The sequence below is a fragment of the Angustibacter sp. McL0619 genome, from assembly GCF_049994355.1.
Lineage (GTDB): Bacteria > Actinomycetota > Actinomycetes > Actinomycetales > Angustibacteraceae > Angustibacter.
The window spans coordinates 1,439,838-1,457,691 of record NZ_CP188257.1 but is presented as its reverse complement, the minus strand read 5'-3'; the positions used below and the strand labels follow the sequence as shown (position 1 = coordinate 1,457,691).

Genomic DNA, 17,854 nt, shown 5'->3' with positions numbered 1-17,854 from the left:
TGCGTGGCACGTTCGCGATCGACCTCGCCGTGCCCCCCGCAGACATCGAGCGGACGGGGGGTGCTCGCACCGCTGCCGGGCAGCGCGTAGCGCTTTCTCTGAGCCGACCGTGCGCTACCGGTGAGCGGCATGGCGCAGCTGCACGACGCGAGCCACACCGGCGACCCCGACGACCACACCACCCGCGGTGGCCGCGACAAGCAGCGCCAGACCGAGCGGCAGCGATTCGTTGAGGCCCAGGAAATGCACCTGGCTTCGTTGCAGGTTCTGTAGGACGAACACCAGCAACAGGACGAGGCAGAGCAGCCCGACGCCGACAGCCACCCACACGGCGCTGACCTTCGTTAGGCCACCTCCGGGTGCCGGCCCGTCGTCACCAGACGCATCGGCGACTGGGTCGTTCTGCGCTGCTGACGTCGTCATGGCGCTCTCCTCAGACCGAGGCCGGTACGGCGCCGTTGGTGGCGACCGGGATGAGCGGCGGACTCGGCAGAGTCCGCGCGGGAGCCGGTGGGCCGGCTGCGGCCGCGGCCTCGCGGGCCAGGAACGCGCCGAGCTCGGCGATGGTGCTCATCAGTGGCGCAGGAAAGACGACCGTCGTGTTCTTGTCGACGCCGAGCTCGACCAAGCTCTGCAGATTGCGCAGCTGAAGCGCGAGGGGATGCGCCATCATCGTGTCGGAGGCCTCACCGAGCGCAGCTGCCGCCAGCGACTCGCCCTCGGCGTTGATGATCTTGGCGCGCTTCTCTCGCTCCGCCTCGGCCTGGCGGGCCATGGCACGCTTCATGGTCTCTGGTAGCTGGATGTCCTTGAGTTCCACCAAGGTCACCTCGACGCCCCAGTCGACGGTGGTGACGTCGAGGATGGCCCGGATGTCCAGGTTGATCTTGTCCGTCTCGGACAGGGTTTGATCGAGCGTGTGCTGACCGACGACCTTGCGCAGCGTGGTCTGGGCGATCTGATCAATGGCTGCGTAGACGTTCTCGATGGCGACGACCGACTTCACTGGGTCGACGACCCTGAAGTAGGCGACCGCTGACACGTCGACGCTCACGTTGTCGCGCGTGATGATTCCCTGGGACTGGATCGGCATCGTCACGATCCGAAGCGACACCCGGTGCAGGACGTCGACGAACGGGATCACCACGTGCAGCCCTGGCCCCCGCTCACCGCGCACCTGGCCGAGCCGGAAGAGCACCCCCTGCTCGTACTGCTTGACGATCTTCAGGGCCATGACGAGCCCCAGGACGAGCAAGAGGGCCAACAGGACGAGGATCACGATCAGAGCGGTGCTCATACGACCAAGCGTGCGCCGGCTCGGTCGGCCCTATCAGGGCCGAAGGTCCCCCGAGCAGCGGCGAGCACGGCTGCCTGGATCAACGGCGGTCATCCCAGCTTCAGGTTCCCCAAGCTCGGCACGTCATCGCCGCGTCACCGTGCTGGTGCTGGTGTGGAGCGCGTGCCTCCGGCGAACAACCCGTTCAGGGACGAGCACATCATCTCCGCCCTCACGCTCGTGGCGCTGTTCCTCGCCGGGCGCGGGTCGAACTCTGCGGCTTGGTCGCTGGTGGGAGCGGCTGACAATCATCCGGCATCACCGCTGGCTCAGGTGAACGGCCAGGCAGGAGCCGCTTGCCTACTCCAAGTCGGCGCACTGAAGGGCCGACCGCACGTCGACGACGGTGTCCGGGCCGGCGGACGCGAGCCGCCGTCCGGTGATCTGCTCGACCTCGATCCGAACGTAGCGTGGCTTGGGCCCGGCCTGCCACGACTCAAGGGGAAGGCCGAACGAGTGGACGACCTCGTGCAGCTGACGCAGCTGACGTGCGCGGCCCTTGACCACGACGCTCCAGGCCTGTTTGGGCGTGGACGTCGAAGCCGTCGGCCTCGTAGGCCACCTGCTGCCCGTCGGATCCGATCAGCTTGGCGCCGACTTCGGTGCGGAACACCACCGAGCCGTGGTCGACGACGTGGTTGACCGGGAAGATGTCGGGGCACGCGTCCAGGACGACGGCCAGCCGTCCGAATGGAGCGCCGCGGAGCAACTGCCACGCCTGGCTCGCGGAGAGCACCGAGGCCGGCTCGCGCGCTCATCGCCGGCCCCGCACGACCGCGACCGGGCTGGCGGCACGCTGCAGCACGGTGTGGCTGACGGAGTCGAGCACGAGGTTGGCGACGCCGCCGCGGCCACGCGACCCCACCACCAACAGCTCGGCGTCCTCGGCGCGCTCCAGCAGCGCCGGCACCGCTAGGCCGTGCACGAGTGAGGTCCGAAGGACGACGTCCGGATACTTCTCCGTCCAGCCGGCCAGCGCCTCGCTGAGTAGCAGCTGGTGCCGCTGCTCGGTGGCCTCCACCGCAGCGAAGGCCGCCCCCGGCCGGGCTGAGTACGCGGGCCGCTCGAGCGACCAGGCGTGCAAGACGTCCAGCGGGACGCCTACGGCGGCGGCGTGCTCGAAGGCGTAGTCCAGGCAGAGCTGGCTGTTGGCGGATCCGTCGATGCCGACGACGACACCCCCGCGGTGCAACGGGGCCGCGCGGTCCTGGCCGTCCTTGCTGCCCTTGACAACGACGACCGGGCATTCGGCATGCATCGCCGTCCACGTCGACACGGACCCGAGCAACAGTCCCATCACCGACCCGAGCCCGCGGGCGCCGACGACAACGATGTGCGCAGTCTCGGAGGCGTCGACGAGCACCTTTCCCGCGCTGCCGGAGACCGCATCGCTGGAGATGGTCAGGGCTGGTGCCCGTGCACGGGCGCTGCCGACGGCCTCCTCGAGGGTCGCCGCGGCGATTGCCTCAAGGTCGCGCCGGTCGGCAACCGACAGCGGGCCGAGGCCGCCAACACCGGGGTACGTCGCGCCCACCACGAAGGCGTGCACGACGTGCAGGGGACGGTTCAGGCTTGCCGCTGCGGCGCACGCCCAGGTCACGGCCGCGCTGGACGCGGTCGAGCCGTCGACGCCGACGACCACGGGGCGGGCAGGGGTTTCGATGATCACGGTCGTACCTCTCATTCTGTGGTCGCGGACCCGTCACCGAAGACGATGAGGACGTCGCAGCCTGCATTCTCCTGGCACTGCCGGGCGACGTCGTGCCCATCGACTTGGTCTTCGTGCTCGGGGCGCAGATCGCGACCCACAACGAGCAGAGCCGCGTCCATACTGTGCCGGACCAGGACCTGCCCAGGGTCGCCGTGCAGCACCTCGAACGTGCAGGGCACGGGATGCAGACCGTGCAAGGCTCGCAGCGCCGACCGGAACGTGGCGCCGTCGACGCTCGCGCGCTCCTCCACGCTCAACCCAGGTGGGGCGACCTGGATGAACCGCACCCGGCTGGAGCGGTGCGCCGCCTCGCGGACGGCTGCCCTCGCCACGTGGTACGCGTTGCCGTCGCGCACGAGGCCGGCGACGACGTCCGGGCCTAACCGGCGGACGGACGATGACGCAACCGCAGAGAGTTCCGCGTTCTTGACCGTGGTCATGCCCCGAGCCTCGTCCTGCTCAGCCACCGTGCACAGGGCCGAACGTCCCGCCCCTCAGGCCAGTCCGAGGAGGCTCGTCAGCGCCATCGCTGCCGGCGCAAGCGGGGTGTTCGGTGCCACACAGGCGAAGTTGGGCCGCAGTCGTTGACCGCCTCAGTCTGTCGACGCGAGCGGCACCTCCCAGGTGACCTTGCAGCCACTCGGCTCGCGCGATTCCACCCGAAGCGTGCCGCCGAGCCGCTCGGCCCGTCGCACGAGGTTCGCCAGACCGCTGCGCTGGACATCCGGCTGCACCCCAAGTCCGTCGTCCTCGATCCGCACGAGCAGCCGCTCGAGCACCCCCACATGCACGGCGCACCAGCTGGCTTGCGCGTGTCGGACCACGTTGGCCAACCCCTCGCGCACGACGGCGAGCATCTCCGCCTCAAGAAGCTCCGGCAACTCATCCAGAACGCCGACGACGTCCAGTTCGGGCCCAAACTCCAAGCCTGCCGCAGCCTGCTCGATGAGCTCGGCCAGCTCGGCGCGGATGCCCGGTCCGCCTAGCGGCCGGTGCAGCGCGAAGATCGCCTGTCGGATGTCCTTGATCGCGCTGTCCAGCTCGTCCACGGCGTCGTCCAGGCGCTTGCCGAGACCGACGTCTTCGGTCATCCGCGATGCCGACTGCAATGACAGGCCAGTCGCGAAGAGCCGCTGGATCACGTGGTCGTGCATGTCCCGCGCGATGCGGTCACGGTCCTCCAGCAGCTCCATGCTGACCCGATGCCGTCGTGCCGAGGCCGCCTCGAGGGCCAGTGCCGCCGTCCGGCCGAACTCACGCAACGGAGCCACCGACTCGGCCGCCACGCTGTCGGCGTCCGTTCGCCACGCTACGCCCAGCAGCCCCAGCTCGGCATCGCCCACCGCGATGGCGACGAGCGCGGTCGGCCCCTGGTCGGCCACCGCCCCGAGCTGCCGGACCGTCCGGGCCTCCGGGGCCGGTGTCTCGTCGCCGTGGGTGAGCAGAAGCAGCGGTTCACGCTCGCCGACGATGTCCTCCCAGCGACCGGCGTCCAGCGGCTGGCCCACCGCGTGGTGCGGCCGCTCATCGCTGGTAGCGCGGACCAAGAGCCGACGTTGGTCGTCGTAGAGGGCGACCACCGAGAAGTCCGCGTCCGTCAGCGCCCGGCTGCGCGTCGCCATGATCCGTAGCGCCGCCTCCGCGTCCCCATCTTCGAGCAGGTGCTGGGTCATCTCCCCGACGGCGTCCGAGAGCTGCCCCTCGCGTTGGGACCGGTCATAGAGCCGCGCATTGTCGATCGCCACTCCTGCAGCAGCCGCCAGGGCCACGAGGATCGCCTCGTCGTCCTTCGTGAACTCCGGCGCCCCGCGCTTCTCCGACATGTACAAGTTTCCGAATACCTGTCCGCGGATGGTTACGGGTGTGCCGAGGAAGCTGCTCATGGGCGGGTGGTTCGGCGGAAACCCGTACGAGTCCGGGTGCGCTGCGATGTCCCGCATCCGACGCGGTCTGGGATCGCGGATCAGCAACCCCAGCACGCCCCGGCCGTGTGGTGGGTCACCGATCTTGCGGCGGTCGTCCTCGCTGATGCCCTGCGTCACGAACTCGACGAGCCGCTCCCCGTGCGGCGCGAGGACACCGAGCGCACCGTAGGTCGCATCGACGAGCTCGCACGCCGAGTGCACGATCCGCGACAGGACGAGTGACAGGTCGAGGTCCGAGCTGACCGCGACCACGGCGTCCAGCAGACCAGTCATCCTGCGCTGGGCGTCCTGCGCCAGACGCGCCCGGCTGCGCAGCTCGCCGAGGATGTCCTCGAGCTCGAGCGCGCCGAGGTGGGGCCACGTCGGTGGTTCCTGTCCAGCGGATCCTGGCGGTTCGTCCACCCAGCCAGTATGGCCGAGGGCAGCACAGGTCGAGGTGGTCGTGATCGCGACGGCGACAACGAGCACGCTCACCCAGCACGGCGCGGCAGGCACCCCTTCAGCTTCGCCGAGACTGCCCAGATCCCGACGAAGCGTGCGTCGCGCCAACGGTCCTCATGCGGATGCCGCCATCACGGGCACCGTCGCGGCCCGACAGATCCTGGAACTGGCCCAGACAGGCCCGAACCGCAACCCTGCTCGTCCTGTGCGCGTCATGGCTGGCCCGCTGCGCATGGCTGGCAGTTCCGCTCCGTCGGCTCAGTCACGCGGCGCGGGCCTCCTTCAAAGGCCGAGCCGGGTGGTTCGCGGCAAAGCCGGGTCCCACTGGTTCCATCCGGTGCCAGCTCGGCGAAACGGGCGGAGCAGCCCAATGCTGTTCAACGCCAACGGTTCCGTGGCTCCGTCCGGTCGGCGTGAGTACGGGGTTGCTACACCCTGCCGCCACGACGGCTGAGCAGAGTCATGACCAAGCCGACGACCAAGATGATGACGCCAATCCAAATGAGGATGTTGCCGACACCAGCGAAACCGATGATGGCCAGAATCACGCCGACGACGATGAGGATGAGCCAAAACGGCATGTGAACCTCCCGATACTGGAGTGGGCAGGGACCCACGGTGCCCAAGATGTAGCCCGGCGCGGGCTCCCCCGCATCTCGAAGGTCTCAGGGCGCTCTCAGCGAATGTTCTTGACGTGCCGTGCCAGGGTCCGTTCGGCAACCCGCAACGGCATTGACGGCCCCCGGGGCGGGGCCCGCTGGCGGCCCGCAGCCGCGACGAGCTCGGCCAACTGCGAGCGGTGGGCTGGACACTCACCGCAGGGCGGGCGTCTCGGACCGCGGCTGCGGTGAGGAACTCGTACCGCTTCTCGCAGTGGGGGCTTCGTTCCTCGACCGCGCAGGCGCATGTCTAGGAGGTGTCGGCGTTCAGCGTCGTAGTGCCAACAGCTCTGGCGGCCACCGCTTCAGCAGCAAGGGGGAATGCCTCGACGTCAGCCAGCCTGGACGCCAGCCAGCCTGGCAGCTGCTCGTTGACCGATCGGGCTCAGACCCCTGCCGCTCGGGCCAGACCGGGGCGCGCAAACCGGTCTACTAGTCCTCAGATGCCTGTGCTTTCGTCAGGGTCAGCCGCGAGCTCGAGACTCGAATGCTCGTAAGTCTCGCGCGCTCCGGTCGTCGTGGTCGTCGTGCGTCGCGGTCGTTCTAGTTATCCTCGTCGCCTGTCCGGGCGCGCTCGTCCTGCGCCTCGGCGACAGGCTGAGGGCGGTCTGTATCGTCTTGGCCGTCGGTCACGCTGGCCTTCACCTGCTCCAACTCGTCGGCCAACGCCTGCGTCCGTTCGTGGGCACTCTTAGCGCGTGCCTCTGGCGTTTCGCCACGGGACCGTGCGTCCCGGACTTGGCCCCGGTCTGGCTCCTGGTCGGGCTGCTGGTCATGTTGCTCGTCTTGGTCCGGCTGCCGGGCCTGGTCCGGCCGCTGGTCCGTGTTTTGGTTCTCGTCCATCCACTCATCATGGGCACGATCAGCCGCGTCCGCTCGGCAAGGATATGCTCCGGGAGCTCGTTCCGGTGGGGCTGCCCTGGCAGGTCCTCGCCACTGGGCCGGCTAGCGACTCGCGGATCAGGTCAGCTTGGCCGGTGTGTCGGGTACTCCTGGATCAGTCGACGAGCACGCGGCGCAGGCTCTTCTCATGGCCGTTCGGCAGACGTTCACCGCATCCATACCGCCCGCGGCCAGAGTCGCGCTCGCCGCGGACCTGGTCCGATCGACCGCGTCGACCCACAGTGCGTGCAGCTGCTCGGGGGCGTCGTCCCCCCTCGAACATGCCTGCTGTCGGCGACGACGGCCTCATTGATTGCCAAAGTGCGAGATCGCGTGGCCGCGCCTATGTTGACCCTGGTGTGGTGCCGAGCTGCCCGTCGTGGTCAGCCCGCCCACTGGTCAAGCAGGTGGCCGAAGATTCCGCGCTTCGCGTAGTCCGAGTGCATATCTGGAGTGATCATGGCGAAAACCAAGAAGCCGCGCCGCATCTCCCGGGCAGCCACGACGGGCCTGCGAGAGCTGCCTGCCAACACCGCATGGCTGCTGGCCAAGGCCCTCAAGCCGGTCGCTGCCGGTACCGCCAGCACGGCCTCGGGGGTTTCCGGCAGCGTTTCGGACACGATGACCTCCGCCGCCGCGGGCGCCGAATCCGGCTTGAAGGGCGCACGCCGAAAGGTCGGTGCGGCTCGGGATTCGGTGATCGACACTGTGCCGGGTCTGGGTCATCGCGACTCGGTGACGGACTTGATCCGGCAGGCAGATGAGGCAGCCCAGCGCGCGAACGAAGCCGAGTCGACCGCGGTACGGCTTGCGCAGCAGGCCAAGGATGAGGCGGATGAGGCCGCCCGAGTCGCCCGTGAGGCCGATGACGCGGTGCGTCAGGCCCGCGACGACGCGACCGGCCAGGTCAGCGCTCGTGTCGCCCAGGTCGAGCAGGAGACGGCTGCCGAGGTAGCCGAGGTCGTCCGGGAGCAGCAGGAGCGAGTCCGCAAGGCGCGGGAGACTGCCAACCATCGCGTCGACAGCGTGCGAGGGTCCGAGGAGGAGTCTGCGCGAAAGGCGGTGCAGAAGGTCGAGTCGGAGGCCGCCTCTCGCACCAAGGAGGCCGAGGACAGGGCGGAGCAGGCGCAGGCCCGCGCCGCCGAGGCGATCGAAGAGGCGAACGCCGCCTTGGCCAGGGCACAGGAACTGGCGAATCGGGCGGCGATCGTCGCGCAGGAGGAAGCTGAGCAGGCCATCCGTGAGGCCGAGCGTCTGGCCGGACACGCCCGCCAGACAGCCACTGCAGCCAGACGCCACGCGCGAGCTGCTGACCAGGCCAAAGACAGGGCGGACCGGGCAGCAGCTGAGATACAAGACATGTCCGAGCCAGCGACGTCCAGCAACGGCAGGCGCAGCCCAGCCAGGGCGAACGGGGTCACCCGAAACGGCGGGTCGGACCGAGCGCAGGTGAGATCGGCCGGGCGGAAGGTCCTATCTGCGTTACCGAAGCAGGACCTGATCGAGTTGGCCAGGACCGTTGAGGTCGATGCCGGCACGAACTTGACCAAGCCCGTCCTCGTCCAGCGGCTCGGCGCCAAGGGCGTCCCGCTCGAGGCGATGACCAAGCGCACGCTGCTGACTGCGGGTGAGCACTTGGGTCTGGAAGTACGTCAGGCCATGACGAAGCAGGAGCTCGTCGAGATGCTGCAGTCGCCCAGATCGCGGTAAGCCCGCCTACCTACTACCAATGGGACGGAGACGACTCATGGGACTGTTTACGCGTAAGAGCAAGTGGGACCTGATGCTCGAGGCGGTTACGGCGGCCGCAGTTTCAACCGCCGCGGACCGACGCATCAGGCGGGCAGCCAAGGTCGGCCTCGGCGTCGCGGCCGGCGCAGTCAGCGCAACGGCGGCCAGCGCCGCGGTGTCCTCGGCTCGCCAACAGGCGAACAAGTGAAGATCGTCACGCTGACCGCGTTCGGCGCTGGCTATCTGCTGGGCACCAAGGCCGGTCGTCAGCGTTACGACCAGATTCTTCAGCTGGCACGGCAGGCGGCACAAGGGCTGGAGGGGTCCGAGGTCCAGGGGCGGCTCCAGGGGTACGCCGCTCGTCTCGAAGACTACGGGCGTCGAAACGGCGTTCCGCGGGATGGGGCGCCACGTGCCCCGCGAGCCACGTGAGCGCGAGGACGACGGCGAGATCGTTGTTCGGGCCGTCGTCCACGCTCGGTTGCTCGGGCTGCGCATCCTGTCGCTGGACGCCCGGGTCGTGGTCGGCCGGGCACCTCTTTCGCTGACGGCCTGCGACGCCACCACGATGGCAACAGCAGAGCCGGGCCACAGCCCGACGCCGGCCCCGCGCGCTGTGCACAACGACGGCGCCTCGGTCGCGAACCTGATCAACGCAGCCAGGCTGCTCGCTGACGGCCACGAAACGCTCGAGCGCAGCCGGCGCCTCAGCGCGCGAACCGCCGAAGAAGCGCAGAGCCTTATGTGGAAGGCATGACATAAGCCGCGCGTCGATGGAATTGGAAGGGTAGCCACCGGGTACGAAAATGAGCGCGCGCCCTCGAGGGAAAGGATCGCCATGACCGAGCACATCGCCCATGCCGAGGTGGAGATCTCCGCGTCCGCCCAGCAAGTTTGGGAAGCGCTGACGAGCCCCGAGGCGATCTCGCGCTTCATGTTCGGTGCGAAGGTCGACACCGACTGGGAGGAAGGGAGCCCGATCACGTGGACCGGTGAGTACGACGGCAAGCCTTACCAGGACAAAGGCGAGATCCTCGAGGTTGTGCAGGGGAAGCGGCTGCGCATGACCCACTTCAGCCCGCTGACCGGGGAGTCCGACACTCCGGAGAACTATCACACCCTCGACTACCGAGTCATGGATGCTGGCGACCGCACGCGCGTCACGCTCGAACAGGATGGCAACGACTCGGAGGAGCAGGCGGCACAGTTCTCGTCGAACTGGCAGGCGATGCTCGACCAACTCAAGGGCTACGTCGAGAAGGGCCCCCGCGCCTCGTCCTGACAGTCGGGGGAGGCAACGCTACGCCCGGCCCGCACATGTCATGTGCGAGTCACACGACTCATGGTGGGCAGCCGCGTTGAGGGCGACTCCACTCGGCCGGATCTGGCCGCTGATCGTGAGTTGTCGACCCTCGTCGAAGATCGCATCACGAGCGCTCGACTCTTGGGCCGCGTGGTGCCACCACAGGCCAAGGATCGAGGGGTGGTCATGAGGCGAGCACGCGATGTCCCTGGATGTCGGGCAGATCAGGCTGAGTCCGGTTCTCGTGGACCGTGTCAGGCGATCGCCACTCCTTTGGCTGAATGCATTTCGACCTGCGAAGACGCTGCTCCCGCCATAGCGTGCCGACGTGGGTCGATTCTTCGCAGTCGCCGCTCTCGCTGGCGCCGCCACGCTGGCACTGTTCGCCGCGGTTCTCGGGTCGCGAGGTTGGTGGGTGCTGGCCGTGGTGCTGGCGCTGGTGCTGCTGGTGGGTCTTTACGACCTACTGCAGCGGCGTCACTCCGTGCTGCGCAACTATCCGGTCGTCGGTCACTTTCGCTATCTGCTGGAAGGACTTCGTCCTGAGCTCCAGCAGTACTTCATCGAACGTAACTACGACGGTCGACCTTACGACCGGGACGTCCGCTCGGTTATCTACGAGCGAGCCAAGGGCATCCACGGCGAGCAGGCGTTCGGCACCGAGCGAGACGTCGGCGAGGTGGGCTACGAGTTCCTGCTGCACAGCACGGCACCGAAGGATCCGCCGGACGAGGTTCCGCGGGTGCGTGTGGGCGGTCCGGACTGCACACAGCCGTACGACATGGCCCTGCTCAATGTGTCCGCGATGAGCTTCGGTGCGTTGTCCGCCAACGCGATCCTGGCATTGAACAAGGGCGCGGCCGCGGGTGGCTTCGCGCACGACACCGGGGAGGGTGGATTGACGGAGTACCACTTGCGACACGGCGGAGACCTGGTCTGGGAGCTGGGCAGCGGCTACTTCGGGGCCAGGACGAAGGATGGCGAGTTCGACCCCGCGATGTTCCGGGAGAAGGCTGGACACGACCAGGTGAAGCTCGTCTCCCTGAAGCTGAGCCAGGGCGCGAAGCCCGGGATCGGAGGAGTGCTGCCCGCCGCCAAGGTGAACGCCGAGATCGCCAAGGCGCGGGGCGTGCCGGCCGGTGAGAAGTGCGTGAGCCCGCCCTACCACCGGGTCTTCAGCACTCCCCGCGAACTGGTGCTTTTCATCGCCAGGATGCGTGAGTTGGCGGGCGGCAAGCCGGCCGGGTTCAAGCTCTGCGTGGGCCGCCGGCACGAGTTGCTGGCGATCTGCAAGGCAATGGTCGCCGAGGGCATCACCCCCGACTTCATCCTGGTCGACGGGTCCGAGGGCGGCACCGGGGCAGCACCCTTGGAGTACGAGGACCACGTCGGAACCCCGCTCACCGAGGGCCTGATCATGGTGCACAACGCGCTGGTCGGAACCGGCCTCAGGGACCGGATTCGTCTCGGGGCCAGCGGAAAGGTGGCCACCGGTACCGACCTCGTCAAGCGCATCGCGCAGGGCGCGGACTACACCAACGCTGCCCGGGCGATGATGATGGCGATCGGGTGCATCCAGGCCCAGCGGTGTCACACAAACACATGCCCGGTCGGGGTCACCACCCAGGATAAGCGGCGGGCCCGAGCGTTGGACGTGGCGGACAAGTCATTGCGGGTCCAGCGATTCCAGAACGGCACCGTCCGGCAGGCGATGCAGATGATTGGCTCACTCGGTCTGGACGACCCGAGCCAGCTCCATCCGGGGCTGCTGCTGAGACGGATCGACCACACCACCACCCGCTCCTATGCCGATCTGTTCGACTGGCTCGAGCCCAGCGAGCTGCTGACGGAGCCGCGTAAGGGTTGGGCCCATGACTGGGCGGCAGCCTCGCCCGACTCATTCTCGCGCACCGAGACCTGAGTACCAACGTCCCGCCGCCCGATCCTCTGACAGGAGAACGAGTGACCACCGTCGCCGAGATGATCGTCGAAGCCCTCGCTGCACAAGGTGTGAGGACCGTCTGGGGAGTCGTCGGTGATGCGCTGAACCCCGTTACCGACGCCATCCGGCGTCAGGACGGGGTCGGCTGGATCGGCGTCCGGCACGAAGAGGTCGGGGCGTTCGCGGCCGGCGCTCAGGCCCAGCTGACCGGCAACCTCGGTGTGTGCATGGGGACGGTCGGACCGGGATCAGTGCATCTGCTCAATGGGCTCTACGACTCCAAGAAGTCCCATGCTCCGGTGCTCGCCATCTGCGGACAAGTGCCGCTGGCCGAGCTGGGCTCTGACTTCTTCCAGGAGGTCGACAACGACCTGCTCTTCCGCGACGTCGCCGTGTTCACGCGTACGATCACCTCGCCGGAGCAGGCGCCTGCGCTACTCGAGCAGGCCGTGCAGGCCGCACTGAACGAGCAAGGCGTCGCGGTGCTGACGCTGCCGGGCGATGTCGGCGACCAGGACCTACCGAAGCATGCGGAGCGGCCGAGGTTCGTCGTGGCCCACCCGCCATCGCGCCCGGACGACGCGACGCTGGCCAGGGCAGCCGAGCTGATCGACGCCGCCGCCACGGTCACGCTGCTGGTCGGTGTCGGTGCGCGGGCCGCGCGAGGGCATGTTCTGGCGCTGGCCGAACGACTGTCCGCACCGATGGTGCTGACACTGAAGGCGAAAGACGGCCTGGAGCACGACAACCCCTACCAGGTCGGGCAGAGCGGGCTGATCGGGAACCCCGCTGCCCGGGAGGCCCTCGACAGTGGTGACCTGCTGCTCATGCTCGGCACCGACTTCCCGTATCGGGAGTGGTACCCACAGGGCAAGACCGTGATACAGGTCGACGTCCGAGGTGCACACATAGGCCGAAGAACCGCGGTGGACCTCGGCATGATCGGGGACGTCACCGCGACGGTGGAAGCGTTGCTGCCGATGCTGTCGGCCAAGGCCGACCGGGGGCATCTGGACAGCTGCAGGGAGTCCTTCACGGACTGGCAGGGCCGCCAACGGGCACTGCTGGACCCCGAGCACGACCGCGGCCTCGTCGGTCGTATCCGCGAGCGGCTGGACAACAGCGACGACCGTATCCGCCCCGAGCAGCTCGCCGACGCCGTCCACCGTCACGCCGCACCGGAGGCGGTGCTGACCGTGGATACCGGGATGTCCACCGTATGGCTGGCCCGGTTCGTCGAGATCACGCAGGGACGACGCCTGCTCGGCTCGTTCAACCTCGGCTCGATGGCTAACGCGATGCCGCAGGCCCTCGGCGCCCAAGCTTTGGACCGGAGCCGACAGGTAGTGGCGTTCTGCGGGGACGGCGGCCTGACCATGCTGCTGGGCGACCTGATCACCGCGGCCTCGTACGACCTGCCGGTCAAGCTGGTGGTCTTCGACAACGGACGCCTCGGCATGGTCAAGCTTGAGCAGGAGGTCGTCGGTCTCCCGGAGTTCGGCACCGTCTTGGCCAACCCCGACCTGGCCGCGGTCGCCCGCTCACTCGGGTTGCTCGGCGTCAGAGTCACCGCACCGGAGGACGTCGATGCCGCCGTCCGTGACGTGCTTGCGCACGACGGGCCGGCCCTTCTCGACGTCGTGACCAATCCAGAGGAGATCTCCCTGCCGCCGCACACCCACGTCAGCGACGCCTGGGGCTTCGCCATCGCCAAAGTCAAAGAAACCCTGATCAGCCCAGACGGCCACTGACCGCTACTCCGTGGACCGTCGCCGCTCGTGGCCAGATCGCCCGGGTTGCGCTCCGGGTCCTTCATCTCGGCCTCATGCAAGTACCCGACGTTCGGACAGCAGCGCAGCTCGGACATCCTTCTCGACCCGACGGAACACCACCCAGTAGCCGTCGTCGTACTCCTCGACGACTCGGCCACCTCGCAGAATCCACTCCCGGACGTCATCTGGGACTGCTGCGATCATGACGTGCGACGCTCCGCCGCGATGTCGCCGTGACCCTTCGACCTTCCAACAGGCGTGATGCCCGCACCGCCGCGCTCTAGCTAGGCTGGAGTGTGCCCGAGTTCACCTGGCGACCGGCCAACCAGGCAACGAGCGAGGACGTCGAGGCGGTGTTCGACACCGGTGGCGCCCGCAAGTGCCGCTGCCAGGCGCTGAAGGCCCCCGGCTGGATCTGGCGCGACACCACCCAGGAGCAAAGGGACGCCGCCCTGCTGGAGCAGACCGGTTGCGGCACCGCCGGACCCACGTCCGGACTGATCGGTTACCTCGACGGTGAGCCGGCCGGCTGGGTTGCGGTCGAGCCGCGGGACAACTACCCCAGAGTGTGGAGCCGGAAGCAGGCGTGGATGCGGATGGACCCTGAGCTCGAGGGCGTCTGGTCGGTCACCTGCTTCGTCGTACGCAAGGGCTTCCGCCGGCAGGGGTTGATGTACGAGCTGGCCGCCGCCACCGTCGAGTACGGAAGGCAGGTCGGCAGCCGCGTCCTGGAGGGCTATCCCACCGAGCCGCCGCCCGGAAAGACCGTGATCTGGGACGAGGCGTCAGTCGGGCTGCTGCAAGTCTTCTTCGACGCCGGTTACGAGGTGGTGGCCTCGCCGACCCTGCGCCGGCGGGTGGTGCGTCACCAACTCGGCGGGCCGTCGTGACTCGGCGATCGTTCCGGTGCGACGTCGAAGGACTGCAGGAAGTGCGTCTTACCGCCGCTAGCCGGACGCACTCACCCGGAGTCAAGCCGGCCGAGCAGGCTACGTCCGAAGGTGTACAGCTAGTTGGGCGGCGAGCTCCACTGACGCTTCGATTTCTTCGCGCCGGATGGAGACGCTCTCCACGTTGAGGCCAAACGGCACTCCCAGTCGCCGGCAGTAGTCGATGAGCTCGACTGCTGTCGTGGCAGCTTGCTCCAGGGAGGCCGCCAGCGAGTTGGTCGCATGCCGGAGGTCGTTCTCGATCCACCTCGGGACGTCGACTCCTAGCCAGCGCAGGAACTCGAGCGTCTTCATGGAGCCGCACACCGAGAACGTGAACACGATAGGCAGCGGGTCCAGGCCGCGTGACTCGCACTCGTAGCGGTAGTCGGACACGAGGTTCTTGGCAGCGTTGAGGTCGTAGACGACCTGGGTCACGAAGAACCGGCAGCCGGCCTCCTGCTTGGCGATGAGGCGCAGGTGCTCGTTCTCGCGACGACTGTGCCGCTCTGGAATCGCGACTCCGCCGAGCAGCAGGTCCGGGTTGAACTCGGCGCGCATCGCCTGCGCGTCAGCGAGAGAGACCGCGGGCGTCGCGCCGCTCGACGCAGCCCCGACCATCACGGTCAAGGTATGCGCAGGGTTCTGCTCAGCTATCCAGGTCCGCATGTCTTCACGCTGGTACTTGCCGACCGCCCGGTAGACGATCACCGGTGTCCGCCACGACTGAAGGTGGGCAGTTCGATACTCGGACGGGTCAACCGTCGGGCTGAACGGGAACGGGCGCTCGACGGGGTTGCGCGAGCTTTCGTCGTCGATGTCGTAGAGGACAAGGCCGTCGAGGTCGAGATGGCTCAGCCGGTCAATGGTGGCCTGGGCGATGGCGGGTAGCCGCTCGGCGGGCGTCGACCGGCGGGGAGGCGTGATCGCGAAGAGCACGAACTCTCCCTGACCAGAGCTGATGCGAGCGGCGAGGTCCACACGAGGACCGTAACGGCCACAGGACTCGATCCCCGCGAGGCCGTTGCCTTGATCGCAACCAGCCGGATCAGCCAGCTGGGTGCGTCAAACCGGCGACTGCCGATTCAGCGAGCGCCCCTGGACGGTCGTGATCAGAACGGCGGGGGGCCTAGGATCTCGATCGCACCCGTGACAGCAGCTGCCGCGCGAACGCGCCCGAAGTCGGGCATCGGCGGCTCGCCCGCGCCGGCCGGCTCACTCGCATGCCGGTAGAACGGCTCCCCGCCGCCCGGCGTCTGGAGACAGAGCATCCTGGCCGTCGCGGTCGTCACCATGAACGCGTGGGGTACGCCACGCGGGATGATCGCGATTCCGCCGGTCGACAGGGTCTGTTCGTCACCGTCGATGTGCAGCCGCACCTCGCCCTCAAGCATGTAGAAGGTCTCGTCGGCATCGGGGTGCTGGTGAAGCGGGGTCACTTTGCCCCTGTCTAGCGCATCCTCGAACAGGAGGTACGCGCCACCCGTCTCGATCTCGGTGGCGAGCCAGGTGTGCACTCCCCCTCCGCAGAACCAGCGACGCTCGCCCGTCCCGCTTGCTCGCACCGTCGTCTCCAGCGTCGCCATGACGATCTTCTTCCGTTGTTTATGGGACTGATATCCCATGAAGACATTAAGGTACTGTGAAGGCCGTGTCAATGAGATACGAGCTCACCGGCCGGACCCGGCAGAAGCAGCGGACCCGCGACGCCTTGGTAGCCGCGGCGCGCGCCCTCGTCGCAGAGGGCGGGGCCGCTCCGACCGTCGAGGCGGCCGCGGAGGCCGCATCGGTCTCACGCACGACCGCGTACCGGTACTTCCCGACGCAGAAGGCGCTGCTTGTCGCTGCGCACCCCGAGATCACCGTGAACAGCCTGGTCCCGGACGACGCCGGTGACGACCCCGAGGCTCGTCTGCTGGGTGCCGTTGACGCCTTCATCAGGATCGTCGTGGACACCGAGCACCAGCAGCGAACCATGCTGCGACTATCGCTGGACCCGGATACCTCGCGGGAGTCGCTGGCGCTACGTCAGGGCCGGGCCATCATCTGGTTCGAAGACGCCCTCTCCCCCCTGCGGCCCCGGCTCACCGACGCCGAGATCCACCGGCTGGCACTGTCCGTCCGTAGCGCCGTCGGCATCGAGTCTTTGGTCTGGCTCACGGACGTCGCCCGACTCACCCGTGAGGAAGCCGCCGAGCGGATGCACTGGTCTGCGCGAGCGCTCCTTCGCCAGACGCTCGCAGACGTCGACCCGGACTAGCTCTACGCGCTGACGGGCACGAGAGCGCCACTAGGCGACGGCGCCGCTGTTCCAGTCCGGCTCACAGCCCGGAATCAGTTCAGCTTGCGCGTCCCGTCCAGTAGCGCAGACCCAGCCGCCCTACCAGGTCAATGGGTCGAGCCGGAGGTAGAAGTCTTGGCGCTCAGGGTCGAGTTTCGTTCCATAGATCTCGGCGAACTCGTCGTGGGCTCCACGAGCCATCGCCTCGTCGGACGACGTCTCACGCGCGGTGGCGAGCAGCAAAGAAATGTCACCGTACGGATCTGCCGTTCCCAGTCGTCCGATGTCGATGAGTCCGCGGACCTTCCCGCTGGCGAGGTCGACAAGAATATTGGGCAGACACAGGTCGCCATGACACACCACCAGCTCCGCTCGCTCCTGGGCGAGACGGATCGGCAGTTCAGACTTGATCCCCTCCAAGATCTGACGCGGCGGAGTGCGCCGCAGCGCCTCGGGGAGAAATTCGACGACCACCCGACCCTCCGCCACGCTGGCCTCGGCGAGCGACATCATCCGCCCGAGTCCGCGATCGAAGGGACATCGGTCGGTGGCGAGATCATGCAGCGCCCGGAGCATGGCGACAACGGATGGCCACGCCCGACGAAGGGCTGGAGCATCGAGCTGACTCGCCGGCACCCCCGGCACTGTTTGGGTCACCAGACAAGCACCGGCATCTGACTCACGCCAGTCCAGCACCCGAGCACTGGGGATGGCCGTCCGATTGATCCAGACGCTGCGATCGCGCTCGGCGGCCAACTCCGTCAGCCGATCTGCCAACACGATCTTCGCGTAACGCTGCTGGCCACGGTCGACAAAGACCGATGCGCCAGACTCCCCACCGGCAACTGGCTCCCACTCCCCCGAAGCAGCTGGAAGGAACTCCGCGAAGCGGGAGGAACCTGGTGGCATTCATCCAGCATGACGCCTCCGGACCCAGCGACG

22 protein-coding genes are annotated in these 17,854 nt (G+C 68.0%); 8 read left to right on the top strand and 14 right to left on the bottom strand.

Features of this window, described 5'->3' with window-relative positions; all coding sequences use genetic code 11:
- Positions 1 to 114: 114 nt before the first annotated feature.
- The 10 genes from ACPPVT_RS06560 to ACPPVT_RS06515 all read right to left on the bottom strand — a co-directional run bounded on the left by ACPPVT_RS06560 (position 115) and on the right by ACPPVT_RS06515 (position 7,661).
- Complete coding sequence (locus ACPPVT_RS06560; RefSeq protein ID WP_426566211.1) at positions 115 to 423, bottom strand: DUF1049 domain-containing protein; 309 nt, start codon at positions 421 to 423, stop codon at positions 115 to 117.
- A gap of 10 nt (positions 424 to 433) precedes the next feature.
- Positions 434 to 1,297 carry a slipin family protein gene (locus ACPPVT_RS06555; RefSeq protein ID WP_426566210.1) on the bottom strand — a complete coding sequence of 288 codons (864 nt, stop codon included), beginning with the start codon at positions 1,295 to 1,297 and terminating at the stop codon, positions 434 to 436.
- A gap of 339 nt (positions 1,298 to 1,636) precedes the next feature.
- The gene (locus ACPPVT_RS06550) at positions 1,637 to 1,843 is read right to left on the bottom strand and encodes a hypothetical protein (RefSeq protein WP_426567251.1); all 207 of its coding nucleotides are present in this window, start codon (positions 1,841 to 1,843) and stop codon (positions 1,637 to 1,639) included.
- On the bottom strand, positions 1,773 to 2,072 hold the full coding sequence (locus ACPPVT_RS06545; protein WP_426566209.1) for a pyridoxamine 5'-phosphate oxidase family protein: 300 nt from the start codon (positions 2,070 to 2,072) through the stop codon (positions 1,773 to 1,775). The genes ACPPVT_RS06550 and ACPPVT_RS06545 overlap by 71 nt, the downstream gene beginning before the upstream one ends.
- Positions 2,073 to 2,090: 18 nt before the next feature.
- Positions 2,091 to 3,005 carry a universal stress protein gene (locus tag ACPPVT_RS06540; protein WP_426566208.1) on the bottom strand — a complete coding sequence of 305 codons (915 nt, stop codon included), beginning with the start codon at positions 3,003 to 3,005 and terminating at the stop codon, positions 2,091 to 2,093.
- 11 nt (positions 3,006 to 3,016) lie between these two features.
- Positions 3,017 to 3,487, bottom strand: coding sequence for a hypothetical protein (locus ACPPVT_RS06535; protein ID WP_426566207.1), 471 nt, complete (start codon positions 3,485 to 3,487; stop codon positions 3,017 to 3,019).
- A 153-nt stretch (positions 3,488 to 3,640) separates the two neighbouring features.
- Positions 3,641 to 5,467: a GAF domain-containing protein gene (locus ACPPVT_RS06530; RefSeq protein ID WP_426566206.1), complete on the bottom strand. Its 1,827-nt coding sequence runs from the start codon at positions 5,465 to 5,467 to the stop codon at positions 3,641 to 3,643.
- Positions 5,468 to 5,841: 374 nt separating this feature from the next.
- Positions 5,842 to 5,994: a hypothetical protein gene (locus tag ACPPVT_RS06525; RefSeq protein WP_426566205.1), complete on the bottom strand. Its 153-nt coding sequence runs from the start codon at positions 5,992 to 5,994 to the stop codon at positions 5,842 to 5,844.
- A gap of 621 nt (positions 5,995 to 6,615) precedes the next feature.
- Entirely contained in the window at positions 6,616 to 6,915 is a 300-nt protein-coding gene (locus tag ACPPVT_RS06520) for a hypothetical protein (protein WP_426566204.1), read from the bottom strand.
- A gap of 422 nt (positions 6,916 to 7,337) precedes the next feature.
- Positions 7,338 to 7,661: a hypothetical protein gene (locus ACPPVT_RS06515; RefSeq protein WP_426566203.1), complete on the bottom strand. Its 324-nt coding sequence runs from the start codon at positions 7,659 to 7,661 to the stop codon at positions 7,338 to 7,340.
- A 28-nt stretch (positions 7,662 to 7,689) separates the two neighbouring features.
- Between ACPPVT_RS06515 and ACPPVT_RS06510 the strand changes: the two genes are divergently transcribed.
- From ACPPVT_RS06510 to ACPPVT_RS06485, 6 genes are all read left to right on the top strand, one after another.
- A complete protein-coding gene (locus tag ACPPVT_RS06510) occupies positions 7,690 to 8,664 on the top strand; it encodes a hypothetical protein (RefSeq protein WP_426566202.1) in 975 nt (324 codons plus the stop codon).
- A 37-nt stretch (positions 8,665 to 8,701) separates the two neighbouring features.
- On the top strand, positions 8,702 to 8,893 hold the full coding sequence (locus ACPPVT_RS06505) for a hypothetical protein (protein WP_426566201.1): 192 nt from the start codon (positions 8,702 to 8,704) through the stop codon (positions 8,891 to 8,893).
- Between the two features lie 204 nt (positions 8,894 to 9,097).
- A complete protein-coding gene (locus ACPPVT_RS06500) occupies positions 9,098 to 9,442 on the top strand; it encodes a hypothetical protein (RefSeq protein ID WP_426566200.1) in 345 nt (114 codons plus the stop codon).
- A gap of 81 nt (positions 9,443 to 9,523) precedes the next feature.
- Complete coding sequence (locus ACPPVT_RS06495; protein WP_426566199.1) at positions 9,524 to 9,967, top strand: SRPBCC family protein; 444 nt, start codon at positions 9,524 to 9,526, stop codon at positions 9,965 to 9,967.
- A gap of 349 nt (positions 9,968 to 10,316) precedes the next feature.
- Complete coding sequence (locus ACPPVT_RS06490) at positions 10,317 to 11,909, top strand: FMN-binding glutamate synthase family protein (protein WP_426566198.1); 1,593 nt, start codon at positions 10,317 to 10,319, stop codon at positions 11,907 to 11,909.
- Between the two features lie 59 nt (positions 11,910 to 11,968).
- Positions 11,969 to 13,681 (top strand): thiamine pyrophosphate-dependent enzyme, encoded by a 1,713-nt coding sequence (locus ACPPVT_RS06485; RefSeq protein WP_426567075.1) that lies wholly within the window; start codon positions 11,969 to 11,971, stop codon positions 13,679 to 13,681.
- Positions 13,682 to 13,753: 72 nt separating this feature from the next.
- On the opposite strand, the gene ACPPVT_RS06480 is transcribed toward ACPPVT_RS06485, so the two are convergent.
- Positions 13,754 to 13,906, bottom strand: a complete 153-nt coding sequence (locus ACPPVT_RS06480) for a hypothetical protein (protein ID WP_426566197.1) — start codon at positions 13,904 to 13,906, stop codon at positions 13,754 to 13,756.
- A gap of 92 nt (positions 13,907 to 13,998) precedes the next feature.
- On the opposite strand from ACPPVT_RS06480, the gene ACPPVT_RS06475 reads away from it, so the two are divergent.
- A complete protein-coding gene (locus tag ACPPVT_RS06475; RefSeq protein WP_426566196.1) occupies positions 13,999 to 14,592 on the top strand; it encodes a GNAT family N-acetyltransferase in 594 nt (197 codons plus the stop codon).
- Between the two features lie 99 nt (positions 14,593 to 14,691).
- Here the strand turns inward: ACPPVT_RS06475 and ACPPVT_RS06470 are convergent, their stop codons facing one another.
- Both ACPPVT_RS06470 and ACPPVT_RS06465 read right to left on the bottom strand, forming a co-directional pair.
- A complete protein-coding gene (locus tag ACPPVT_RS06470; protein ID WP_426566195.1) occupies positions 14,692 to 15,570 on the bottom strand; it encodes a methylenetetrahydrofolate reductase in 879 nt (292 codons plus the stop codon).
- A 173-nt stretch (positions 15,571 to 15,743) separates the two neighbouring features.
- Positions 15,744 to 16,217: a quercetin 2,3-dioxygenase gene (locus tag ACPPVT_RS06465; protein WP_426566194.1), complete on the bottom strand. Its 474-nt coding sequence runs from the start codon at positions 16,215 to 16,217 to the stop codon at positions 15,744 to 15,746.
- Between the two features lie 71 nt (positions 16,218 to 16,288).
- Here ACPPVT_RS06465 and ACPPVT_RS06460 point away from each other — a divergent pair, with 71 nt between their 5' ends.
- Complete coding sequence (locus tag ACPPVT_RS06460) at positions 16,289 to 16,891, top strand: TetR family transcriptional regulator (RefSeq protein WP_426567074.1); 603 nt, start codon at positions 16,289 to 16,291, stop codon at positions 16,889 to 16,891.
- A 120-nt stretch (positions 16,892 to 17,011) separates the two neighbouring features.
- Here the strand turns inward: ACPPVT_RS06460 and ACPPVT_RS06455 are convergent, their stop codons facing one another.
- Positions 17,012 to 17,821, bottom strand: a complete 810-nt coding sequence (locus ACPPVT_RS06455) for a phosphotransferase (protein ID WP_426566193.1) — start codon at positions 17,819 to 17,821, stop codon at positions 17,012 to 17,014.
- Between the last annotated feature and the right edge of the window lie 33 nt (positions 17,822 to 17,854).

Excerpts from the sequence above, each read along its gene's own strand:
- ACPPVT_RS06520 (WP_426566204.1), bottom strand. The coding sequence starts at position 6,915 with ATGGACGAGAACCAAAACACGGACCAGCGGCCGGACCAGGCCCGGCAG.
- ACPPVT_RS06525 (WP_426566205.1), bottom strand. The coding sequence starts at position 5,994 with ATGCCGTTTTGGCTCATCCTCATCGTCGTCGGCGTGATTCTGGCCATC.
- ACPPVT_RS06535 (WP_426566207.1), bottom strand. The coding sequence starts at position 3,487 with ATGACCACGGTCAAGAACGCGGAACTCTCTGCGGTTGCGTCATCGTCC.
- ACPPVT_RS06505 (WP_426566201.1), top strand. The coding sequence starts at position 8,702 with ATGGGACTGTTTACGCGTAAGAGCAAGTGGGACCTGATGCTCGAGGCG.
- ACPPVT_RS06460 (WP_426567074.1), top strand. The coding sequence starts at position 16,289 with ATGAGATACGAGCTCACCGGCCGGACCCGGCAGAAGCAGCGGACCCGC.
- ACPPVT_RS06480 (WP_426566197.1), bottom strand. The coding sequence starts at position 13,906 with ATGATCGCAGCAGTCCCAGATGACGTCCGGGAGTGGATTCTGCGAGGT.
- ACPPVT_RS06485 (WP_426567075.1), top strand. The coding sequence starts at position 11,969 with ATGATCGTCGAAGCCCTCGCTGCACAAGGTGTGAGGACCGTCTGGGGA.
- ACPPVT_RS06455 (WP_426566193.1), bottom strand. The coding sequence starts at position 17,821 with ATGCCACCAGGTTCCTCCCGCTTCGCGGAGTTCCTTCCAGCTGCTTCG.
- ACPPVT_RS06560 (WP_426566211.1), bottom strand. The coding sequence starts at position 423 with ATGACGACGTCAGCAGCGCAGAACGACCCAGTCGCCGATGCGTCTGGT.
- ACPPVT_RS06555 (WP_426566210.1), bottom strand. The coding sequence starts at position 1,297 with ATGAGCACCGCTCTGATCGTGATCCTCGTCCTGTTGGCCCTCTTGCTC.
- ACPPVT_RS06495 (WP_426566199.1), top strand. The coding sequence starts at position 9,524 with ATGACCGAGCACATCGCCCATGCCGAGGTGGAGATCTCCGCGTCCGCC.
- ACPPVT_RS06465 (WP_426566194.1), bottom strand. The coding sequence starts at position 16,217 with ATGGCGACGCTGGAGACGACGGTGCGAGCAAGCGGGACGGGCGAGCGT.